General features: G+C 44.1%; 11 protein-coding genes. 4 read left to right on the forward strand and 7 right to left on the reverse strand.

The window, feature by feature from the left end; genetic code table 11:
- The first annotated feature begins 105 nt into the window (after positions 1-105).
- The gene (gene bamA, locus A3G19_RS05420) at positions 106-2343 is read left to right on the forward strand and encodes an outer membrane protein assembly factor BamA (RefSeq protein WP_294871040.1); all 2238 of its coding nucleotides are present in this window, start codon (positions 106-108) and stop codon (positions 2341-2343) included.
- A 161-nt stretch (positions 2344-2504) separates the two neighbouring features.
- On the opposite strand, the gene A3G19_RS05425 is transcribed toward bamA, so the two are convergent.
- The 7 genes from A3G19_RS05425 to plsY form a co-directional block, all read right to left on the reverse strand.
- Complete coding sequence (locus tag A3G19_RS05425) at positions 2505-3977, reverse strand: Ppx/GppA phosphatase family protein (RefSeq protein WP_294871042.1); 1473 nt, start codon at positions 3975-3977, stop codon at positions 2505-2507.
- Positions 3978-4232, reverse strand: coding sequence for a YfhL family 4Fe-4S dicluster ferredoxin (locus A3G19_RS05430; RefSeq protein ID WP_013459298.1), 255 nt, complete (start codon positions 4230-4232; stop codon positions 3978-3980). It lies immediately after the preceding gene.
- Between the two features lie 84 nt (positions 4233-4316).
- On the reverse strand, positions 4317-5615 hold the full coding sequence (locus tag A3G19_RS05435; protein ID WP_294871046.1) for a HAMP domain-containing sensor histidine kinase: 1299 nt from the start codon (positions 5613-5615) through the stop codon (positions 4317-4319).
- Entirely contained in the window at positions 5594-6265 is a 672-nt protein-coding gene (gene hsrA / locus A3G19_RS05440) for a homeostatic response regulator transcription factor HsrA (RefSeq protein WP_015652868.1), read from the reverse strand. The genes A3G19_RS05435 and hsrA overlap by 22 nt, the downstream gene beginning before the upstream one ends.
- Before the next feature lie 129 nt (positions 6266-6394).
- On the reverse strand, positions 6395-7036 hold the full coding sequence (locus A3G19_RS05445; RefSeq protein WP_015652869.1) for an OmpA family protein: 642 nt from the start codon (positions 7034-7036) through the stop codon (positions 6395-6397).
- A 62-nt stretch (positions 7037-7098) separates the two neighbouring features.
- Entirely contained in the window at positions 7099-7428 is a 330-nt protein-coding gene (locus tag A3G19_RS05450) for a dihydroneopterin aldolase (RefSeq protein ID WP_015652870.1), read from the reverse strand.
- Positions 7425-8039, reverse strand: coding sequence for a glycerol-3-phosphate 1-O-acyltransferase PlsY (plsY, locus tag A3G19_RS05455; RefSeq protein ID WP_015652871.1), 615 nt, complete (start codon positions 8037-8039; stop codon positions 7425-7427). Before plsY ends, A3G19_RS05450 begins: the two co-directional genes overlap by 4 nt.
- Positions 8040-8193: 154 nt before the next feature.
- Here plsY and nadA point away from each other — a divergent pair, with 154 nt between their 5' ends.
- The 3 genes from nadA to A3G19_RS05470 are packed head-to-tail and all read left to right on the forward strand — an operon-like array spanning position 8194 to position 9721.
- A complete protein-coding gene (gene nadA / locus A3G19_RS05460; protein ID WP_294871049.1) occupies positions 8194-9186 on the forward strand; it encodes a quinolinate synthase NadA in 993 nt (330 codons plus the stop codon).
- A gap of 18 nt (positions 9187-9204) precedes the next feature.
- Positions 9205-9465, forward strand: a complete 261-nt coding sequence (locus A3G19_RS05465) for a DUF4160 domain-containing protein (RefSeq protein ID WP_294871052.1) — start codon at positions 9205-9207, stop codon at positions 9463-9465.
- Positions 9466-9475: 10 nt separating this feature from the next.
- Positions 9476-9721 carry a DUF2442 domain-containing protein gene (locus tag A3G19_RS05470; RefSeq protein ID WP_294871055.1) on the forward strand — a complete coding sequence of 82 codons (246 nt, stop codon included), beginning with the start codon at positions 9476-9478 and terminating at the stop codon, positions 9719-9721.
- Positions 9722-9908: the final 187 nt, after the last annotated feature.

Raw genomic sequence — 9908 nt, forward strand, 5'->3', positions numbered from 1 at the left:
TTGTGCAGTAATGACACTATTTTAGCCCTTTTAAGTTTAATTTACAGAACTATTAATCGTTACAGTGCTAGAATAAGAGACTATTTTAACGCAACGGACTTTGGCTTGAAAAAAATCACCCTCTCTTTAGCAGTAGCGAGCGCTCTTGTTTATGGATCGACACAAAATGTTCAATCAATTCAGTATGAGGGGATGATTCATATCTCCGAAGCGGTTGCAAAACGGCTCAATGAGGTTAAAGTGGGTGAACCTCTTGACCCTGTGATGGTTGATAAAACCATCAAAAACTTCTTTGATCAGGGGTATTTCGAAGATGTATGGGCTGATGAGGAGACGGGTAAAGTGACCTTTCACTTTAAAGAAAAACCGATCATCTCTAAAATCGAGCTCAAAGGGTACAAAGAGAACGATGAAGAGGCAAGCAAGAGTTTGTTGCAGATTGAAAAAGGGGCACTTTACGATGAAAAGCGCCTAGAAGGGGCTAAGAAGCGAATTATCGATGCTCTGAGTCAGGATGGTAAAATCGATTCGGTTGTCGAAATTGAGTCCGAGAAACTCGATAACGGCAGTATGCAGGTGAAATTTATCGTCAATGAGGGTGAAGAGATTATCATCAAAAAGCTAACCTATGCGGGTGTTTTGACGCAAGACAGTGACGACTTTGAGAGTATGATTGCGAACAAAGAAGAGCAATTTATGGGATGGCTCTGGGGACGTAATGACGGTAAAATGAAAGTAGCAGAGCTTCAATACGACCCGCTTCGTATTCGTGATTTTTATATGCAAAACGGCTATTTGGATGCAAAAATCGATGAACCGTTTGTTGCAGTCGATTTTGACCATTACACCGCCGAGATGAACTATAATGTGTTTGAAGGGGATGTGTATCGCGTCAGTGATATTTTGATTTTCCAAGACACTGCCGTTATTGATGATAAAGAGCTCTTAGCCGTTATTGCTTTAGAGAAAAACAAACCGTTTAACATCAAAACCTTTCGTGAAGATGCTGATCGTATCAAGACCAAAATTGCCGATTTGGGATACGCGTATGTACAGGTTCAACCCGATCTGAAAAAAGATAAAGAGAGCAAAAGCGTTGATGTTGTCTATCGCATCAATCCGGGTAAAAAAGTACGCATCCGTAATGTCATCGTCTCCGGAAATAACCGTACCCTTGATAGAGTCGTGCGTCGTGAGCTTTTCCTCGCACCGGGGGATTTGTACAGCTTGACTAATCTCAAAGATTCTCGTAATGCGATCGGGCGTACGGGGTATTTTGAGAGTAACACGATCGAAGAGAAACGGATCGATGATGAGTCGATGGATTTGATCGTCCAAACGAAAGAGGCACCGACAGGAAACATCCAGCTCGGCGGTGGATATGGAAGTTTCGGTGGAATTCTCCTCAGTGTTGCCGTGAGTGACCGTAATATTTTCGGTTCAGGGATCAACGTAGGACTCAATTTAGAGCGCTCTCAACGTACCAGTAACTACTCGTTCAATATCTCTAATCCTCGACTCAACGACAGTGACTTTAGCGGTAATTTCTCGGTTTATAACAGCTCGACAGAGTATGACAGCTATTCTGTCGCCTCAGTCGGTACCAGTGTAGGGGTAGGTCACCGATTTAATCGCTACTGGAGCGGTTATATGGGGTACAACTACTCTAAAAATGATTACAGTGATGTTGATACGAACAGTACCGGATACGATCCTCGTTATTATGAGAATTATGCGAAAAGCTCAGTGATTCTTTCAGCAAGTTTCGACAATACGGATGATTATTATATCCCTCGTGAAGGATTCACGTTCTCCCAAAGCATTGAGAAATCCGGGCTTGGCGGGGACGCGGATTTTATCAAAAGCCGTACCAGTTTCGGAGCGTATCAAGGGCTTCAAAAACTGACCGATTTTGACTTGATTTTACGCTATAAAGCCCGCTTCAATTATGCCGATGAAAGCGGCTATTTACCATTGGGCGAGAAATTTTATATGGGGGGGATCGGTTCGGTTCGCGGATACCAGGGATACTCTCTTTCACCAACCGATGGTGTTGATAGCACTGGAGAACCGTACAAAATCGGAGGGACGCAAACCTTCTCCAACTCGTTGGAATTCAGTGTACCTTTAGTCCCTGAAGCGCGTATGCGTGCCACTGCCTTTGTCGATTACGGGATGATCGGAGAAAAGAGTTTGAGTGAAATCAAACGGGGCGGTTATGGGGTATCATTGGAATGGTTTAGCCCGGTTGGACCATTGCAGCTGGTATTTGCAAATCCGATCGGAGATAAATCAGGCGACGATGTTACTCACTTTGAGTTTACGATCGGACAACGGTTTTAAAATAATCTCCGTTCACCCTGAGCTTGTCGAAGGGTCTTCTCGTTCCCACTCTCCCGAGTGGGAATGCATAAAAAAATTTACTTTTTTACCGCTTTCACAATTTTAGAAATCACTTCCACAATACCCATTACAACTCCTCCAGCAACAATTCCCGCCGTCGATTAGTCCTTAAGTATAAGGGTAAAGTTTTTAGGAAGAATGATGTTTTTGAGTTGTTCTCGTGCTAAATAAAGCGATTTGGATCCGACGACTAATGCACCGCTGTGTGAGTCGATTGAAAGGGTGATATCGGACGCATTGACACGTGAAGCTAAGAGGATATGGGAGAGCCATAGAATTGCGCTCAGTGCATCGAGAGTAGCTTCATCTGGCAATAATGATCCATATGAGCCTTTAGGGATCAGATCAGAGGAACTGCTCCCTTTTTTAAAGAGCAGCAGATGAGAGATTAACGCTATTTGCGAATGGCTCAGGGCGTAATCGAGTGCACTCATTGCTAGATAATGGCTATGGCGTTGATACGCATAATAGCGGATTCCTACTCCAATAGAGAGGAGTTTAGCGGCAATACTCAGTTCCTGACGATGCACAGGGTTAATCCCTAGATGAGTATGAAGTAAATCAAAAATACGTTTCGAGAGATGGGCACATTGGAGAGCATGATCGCTGTGAATTCCATACGTATCGAGCAGATAGCGTACACTTGGATTGTAATGAGCGGGGAATTTATCGCCACTGTTTCGGAGTAAATCGCTTAAAAATAGACCCTCTCGTACACCGACACCACTAGAGAGCAAGGTTTTGGTTTGGGTATGTCGAATGATACGTTCTAAAATCAGAGTACCGGGTTTGATGGTATCAAAACGATCGGGTTTAATAAACAATGATCGGAGTTTTTTCGGTCCGGCTTCGAGTATTTGAGAGGTAAAATGTAAAAAGGTGTTGGTGTCGGTTGTATAGGCATGGAGCTTTCGGAGAGGATACTCCTCTTTTTTCATGATAGCTCTTGTGAGGGCACGGAAAGTTCCGCCGATACCGATAAGCGTATGGGTTCCAAAATCGGGAAGTTCTTTGAGGGCTTCATCGATGTATTCAACCGCTCCGTTAATATCATTATTGTCAAAGAAGAGCTCTTTGATGCGAACGGTTCCGATATTGAGTGAATAAAGTTGTTCGACTTTACCATTGCGTAGCAGTGCAAATTCACTCGAACCGCCACCTACATCAACGCTGATTGCTTCATCAACACTCGGGAGAAGATTGGCACATGCCATCCCCCCTAAGTAGGCTTCTTTCTCTCCGCTAATGATTTTAATAGAGAGATTGTATTCTCGTTGGATACGGGAGAGAAAAGCGGAAGAATTCGGGGCATCGCGCAGAGCAGACGTGGCTACACATAATATCTTTCGAGCGCCGAAGGAGCTGGCAATGGAGAGAAACTCTCCGATCGCTAGCGCTGTGCGCTCCATCGGTTCATTCTGAAGGTAGCCCTCATTTTTATAAGCATGCTCGCTTAGACGGACAGAACTTTTGACCTCATGCAGGATATGAAAAGCAAAACGGCTGGTTTTTTGAAATACCGCCATCCTCATGGAATTGCTTCCAATATCGATAACGGCGGTACATTTCGCCATTTACTCCTCTTCTTCCATCAATTGCTTGTGTTTGTACAGGAGCTCCTGCATCGTTTCAACGTTGTCTTTATCCGGGATAATACAATCGACAGGACACACAGCAATACAGGCAGGCTCATCATAGGTTCCTACACACTCAGTACAACGGTCCGGATCGATGATATAAATCGGATCGCCCTCTTCAATTGCATCCATTGGGCACTCTTCACGGCATGCGTCGCATGCGATACATTCATCGACTATTAGTAGTGGCATAGGGTAAACCTCGGTTGTTTGATTGGTTATTGCGCGATTTATAGCGAAAGGAACCTTTGAGGAGTTTTAAACTCCTCAATCTTATCATTGCGGAAGGACGCAACAAAGTTTCGAAGGGAGAACCAGACGGGCAATCGTGCCGTCAATTCCGTCTTCTCGATTGGTGAGAGTAATCGTCGCACCAATCGCCTCAGCGGCACTTTTGGCCAGGAAAAGACCGAGCCCCACCCCCGATTTATTCCCTTGGCGTTTGAAAGGGGCGAAGAGATCGACACTCTCATCGATTCCGCACCCCTCATCGATCACTTCGATGACGATACCGACCCCGTTAAGGTAGCTTTTGAAGGCGATCGTTTTCCTCTCAGGGGTAAACTTTAGGGCATTTTGCAAAAAGTTCTGCAAAATTTGGTTGAGGAGTGTCACTTGCAATACGGCACTAAAGGCATCCGGCTCAAAACGGGTAACAAGGGTTTTGTTTTCACTGTTGGCTAACAGTTTAAAATCTCCTTCCCATTTTTTGAGAATTTGGATGATATCGGTTTGAATCGGTATTTCGAGCTGCGCCCCCTCTTGGCGACCGATGTTGAGAATATCGGCAACGATTTTGTTCATCTCATCGACACTTTGGTTGGTAATACGGATCGCTTCGATGTACTCTTCCGGTGTTCTTTTCTTTATCAGGGTTACCTGATTTTTGAGTTTGATAACAGCGAGGGGAGTCTTGAGTTCATGTGCCGCACCGATAAAGAGCTCTTTTTGGTACTTAACAAAATTTTGAATACGGGCGATAAGACGGTTGAGCGTTTCCCCCAGCGGCTCGAATTCATCCGGGAGCTGTTCAACCTTGATGGGACGAATCAGGTGCTCGTTCATGTTGGCAAGACGGCGGCTCAGAGCAGTAATCGGTGCAATCAACATTTTTGAAAAAGCGATAGCGTAGAGGATAATAACGACAAAGCCGACAGCGTTGATGAGATAAATAGAGTTCATGATTTTTCGCAGCAGCCGTTTGGTCGGAGTAATGTCACGGCTAATTTTCAGATAAGAGGACTTTTCAAAATCAAACGGATAGATAAGCGTGAGGGTAGTTGTTTTATCTTTATGATCTGTTTCGTAAAAATCGAGATGCTCTTCATCCGGTGTGAGGGTAATGAGTTCGACATTGAGTCCCATAAGGGCATCAGTATTGTTTTGTTGAGTCGATAACAGAGATTTATAGGAAGCAATATTTTCAGCGTAGCCGATCAGTTCAGCTTGTTTTTCGTCGTAAATGGATTGTTTGATAAAAAGGTATAAAAAAGAGGAGAAAAGGATAACCAATGCCGCCGAAGCGACAATGAGTTGAAAAAGAAAGCGTCGTCTTATACTTCTTTTGGAAAACAAAAGCGGTATCCACGGCGGCGTACCGTCTCGATGGTTGTAATACCGAGAGGTTTGTCCATTTTTTGACGGATTTGGTTGATTGCAACCTCGATAACATTTGGTGTAACAAGCTCAGGCTCTTCCCAAATAGCATCCAACAATTGCTCTTTAGAGACGATTTGGTCACGATGACGTGCAAGGTGAGTCAATACTTCGAAAGGTTTCCCTTTAAGTTCGATCTCTTTCTCTTTGTAGATGATTTTTTCCTCTTCAGGATTAATAATCAAATCATCGATTTCGATAATATTGCTTCCGCCGAAACGGAGACGTGCTTCGATACGTGCGACAAGTACATCAAAATCGAACGGTTTGCGGATATAGTCATCAGCACCGGCGCGGAGCGCTTCGATTTCACTTTCGTTGTCATCACGAGCAGAGAGAACGACTACTACCGTTTTAGGGGTATTAGTTTTAATATCAGGGATGATATCAACGCTGTTACCGTCCGGCAACATCCAATCCATTAAGATTAGGTCATAGTTACGGATGTCGAGATAGTACTCGCCATCTTTTAGGGTTTCGACGACATCGCTTTGGTAACCGAACTCTTTAAGCCCTTCTGCAAGGGTTTTATTGAGGGTTACTTCATCTTCAATGATCAGAATACGCATTCAGATTCCTCATGTAACGGAAATTTTGCCGAAATGATACCATACTTTTAGAAAATTTTAAACTTTTTTTCAATTTTTTTTAAAAATAGGAATGGTAATGAACAAAAACGGTGTTTTTGATGTTCTCTATTATTTAGCCGGATTAGGGATAATTTTGATTTCAACACGTCGGTTGGTTTCACGACCGGATGGGGTATCGTTTGACGCGATCGGCATACTTTCGCCATAGCCTACGGATTTGATACGGGCTGAGTCAACTCCGCGCGAGTTCAGATAGGAGGTAACACTTTGGGCTCGAAGTTGTGATAACGTAAGATTTGAGGCATCGTTTCCGACATTATCGGTATGTCCTTGGACCTCTATTTTGGTTTCAGGATATTTGATCATAACGTTAGCAATATCATTCAAAACAGGTGCAAAGTTAGGTTTGATGTTTGCTTGTGCGCTGTCGAATGTGATTCCGCCCGGCATATTTAGATTGATTGTATCCCCTTGGCGCTGTACTTCGACACCGCTTCCTTTGAGCTCTTTATTGAGTTCTTCTTGCTGTTTATCCATATAATATCCGATACCTCCGCCGGCAGCCGCTCCAAGCGCACCTCCGATAAGGATTCGTTTGGCACTATGATCACCGGTAGCGGCTCCGGCAGCAGCTCCGGCAAGACCGCCGATAAGCGCTCCTGTTTGAGTTTTGGAAAAACCTGTTTCCGTTCCTGCACATCCGATGAGTAGTAATCCTGCGGTGAATAATGATAAAGCCATACGTGTCATTTGATGTTCCTTGAGTGTGAGTTTTGTGTTATTAGTATACCGCTGAATCGTGAACCAATTGTTTATATATAGCGGATTGTATGCTGAACGCCGACGGTACAATTGGACAAAATATCAGGCTTGCGAATGCTTAAAGTAAGTTCTTCAATTAGTGGAAAGTTTTGTTTCAGAGTCGTACCCAAAAGGTTTAAAGCAGTTTCGATTAACTCAAATCGTTCATGTTTCATCGTCGCTTCGATGATCTGAGTTACGTCGGCGTAATTAATGAAGTTACCCGCAGAGTAGGGATAGTCGATTGTACAATCGATACGCACCTGCTGAGGAGTAATGCGTTCGTGGTCGAGAATACCGATGATGGTTTCAAAGGTTAGACTCTCGATGAGGATTGTCATGCGACCCGTTTCTCTTCCCCTTTGAAAAGGCGGATAAAGTTAGGGATATGTTTATAAAAGAGGATAAAAGCGATAAAAAGTACCGGAGCGTGAGACATTGTTGGGTAGAGAACGAATGACGCAATCACGAGGGAAAGCAATCCGAGCATGGAAGAGAGGGATGAAATACGGATCGTTTTGGCCGCAACTCCCCACACCACCAGTGCGATGGCTGTCGGAATCGGGAGCATAACGGCCATAACACCCATACCGGTTGCAACTCCTTTGCCCCCTTCAAACCACATGTACGGGCTGAAACAGTGTCCGAGTACGGCGAGTACCGCTACCATCCATTGAACGCTGTCGCTAAGTTCGAAATATTTTGCGGCAAGAACGACGATAATCCCTTTTAGCGCATCGAGCGCGAGGGTAGCAGCTCCAAGCTTTTTGGCGAGGGAGGGGTTGGTCTCTTTGACAACCCGTAGCACGTTGGTCGCTCCGATACTGCCTGAACCTGAATCGGTGATATTGACTCCTGCAAACACTTTTGCCAAAATCAGCCCGAACGGGATACCGCCGAGGAGATACGCGGCCAAATAAAACTGCACGTTGAGATTAAATAAAAAATCCATTCGATTCCTTTTCTTAGGTAAACAAGGCGGTATTATAATTCACCGATGGTTACAATGAAATAAAAAAGTGCTTAAGAAGTTTTACGCTTCAAGGAGAGGGCGGTATGAGTTTGGTTATAATAACAGCTTTATCGAATGTATAAGGAATAGTGGTTTGAACACTGAAGAATTAAAACAAAAAATTATTGATCTTAAAAACCGTCTCAGCGTTACCGTCGTGGCGCACTTCTATCAGCGGGATGAAGTATTTGAGATGGGAGATATTACCGGCGATTCACTCGAACTTGCCCGTCGTACGATGGCGGATGATAAAGAGTTCGTTGTGTTTTGCGGTGTCGGATTTATGGGACAAAGCGTCAAAATTCTCTCCCCAAATAAGCGGGTTGTTATGCCGAAAGTTGCCTGCTGTGCAATGGCGCGTATGATTGATGGACTCTATTATGATCAATCGATCCAAAAGCTCGAAGATGCGGGGATCAAGCAAGAAGATATTTTACCGATCACCTATATCAACTCCAATGCCGATGTCAAGGCGCGTGTCGGGAAAATGGGGGGGATGGTCTGCACCAGTTCCAATGCCAAAATGATTATCACTAAAGCACTGGCTGAGGGGAAAAAAATCCTTTTTGTACCGGATCGCTGCTTGGGGCAGAATATCGCCAATATGATGGGGCTGAAATCGTGCGTACTTGGAGACGGTAGTGATCCCAAAGAAGCCGATATCATCTGTTATGACGGATTTTGCTCCGTCCATCAGCTCTTCAGCGTCGATGACATCGAGTTTTATCGTGCCAAATATCCGGGAATTTTGATCGCCGTTCATCCCGAATGCGATCCTGCTATCTGTGATCGCGCCGATTTCGTCGGATCGACCTCACAGCTCATCAAATACATTAAAGAACTTCCAGAAGATCAAAAAGTCGCGGTAGGGACCGAATTTAATATGGTCAATCGCCTTCGTCCGAGTAACACCTATATTCTCTCCAGTACGAAACCCGAATGTCCGACGATGAACGAGACGACGCTGGAAGATTTGTATAACACCCTCAAAGCAATCGAGGAGGGTGAACCGATCAATGAGATCGAGGTGGATGAAGAGACTGCCTACTGGGCGAGAATTGCACTTGAAAGGATGATGGCGTTATGAATTTTAGAGGAGGAATAGATGCCTGAAGTTAGCCGTTTCTTAGGGATTATCATCTCGTTTTATTACGATGAACACAATCCTCCCCATTTTCATGTAAAATACAATGAATATCGAGCAAGTTTTCTCATCCATGAACTGAAAATTCAAGAAGGAAATTTACCCAAAAAAGTTGTTTCTTTGGTTCTTGAATGGGCTTATGATCATCGTGATGAATTGCTTGCAGATTGGGAACTTGCCCGAGCGGGTAAAGAACCACAAAAAATAGAACCTTTGGTATAGGAGGTCGGTAATGATTTGGATAGTTGATGCGGCATATCGGGGTGATTATCGAGTTTTTGTCCGTTTTAATGACGGGAAAGAATCGGAAATAGATTTGGAAAATTACATCAAATCTAAAAACGAAGAGACGGTATTTGCACCGTTAAAAGAGTTGAAATTTTTTCAAACGGTTCATTTCGATAGTGATTTAGACACGATTGTATGGGCGAACGGTGCCGATATCGCACCTGAACGATTGTATGAAATGGCTTGTTAAAAAATTGATTTCCCTAGAAAGATGAAAAGAATATGATCGAACAATTTATCCGTGAAGTGTTGGCTGAGGATGTCGGGCGTGGGGATTTGTATGCCCGTGTTTCTGATCCTGTTCCCGCATCAGCAAAAATTATCGCCAAGAGTGAGGGCGTAGTCGCCGGAGAACTCTATCTGCGGGTACTGGCGGA

The organism is Sulfuricurvum sp. RIFCSPLOWO2_12_FULL_43_24 (assembly GCF_001829605.1).
In the GTDB taxonomy this organism is placed as follows: domain Bacteria; phylum Campylobacterota; class Campylobacteria; order Campylobacterales; family Sulfurimonadaceae; genus Sulfuricurvum.

Coding starts and splice junctions, on each gene's coding strand:
- A3G19_RS05425 (WP_294871042.1), bottom strand. CDS start 3,977: ATGGCGAAATGTACCGCCGTTATCGATATTGGAAGCAATTCCATGAGG.
- A3G19_RS05430 (WP_013459298.1), bottom strand. CDS start 4,232: ATGCCACTACTAATAGTCGATGAATGTATCGCATGCGACGCATGCCGT.
- hsrA (WP_015652868.1), bottom strand. CDS start 6,265: ATGCGTATTCTGATCATTGAAGATGAAGTAACCCTCAATAAAACCCTT.
- A3G19_RS05445 (WP_015652869.1), bottom strand. CDS start 7,036: ATGACACGTATGGCTTTATCATTATTCACCGCAGGATTACTACTCATC.
- A3G19_RS05450 (WP_015652870.1), bottom strand. CDS start 7,428: ATGACAATCCTCATCGAGAGTCTAACCTTTGAAACCATCATCGGTATT.
- plsY (WP_015652871.1), bottom strand. CDS start 8,039: ATGGATTTTTTATTTAATCTCAACGTGCAGTTTTATTTGGCCGCGTAT.
- A3G19_RS05465 (WP_294871052.1), top strand. CDS start 9,205: ATGCCTGAAGTTAGCCGTTTCTTAGGGATTATCATCTCGTTTTATTAC.
- A3G19_RS05470 (WP_294871055.1), top strand. CDS start 9,476: ATGATTTGGATAGTTGATGCGGCATATCGGGGTGATTATCGAGTTTTT.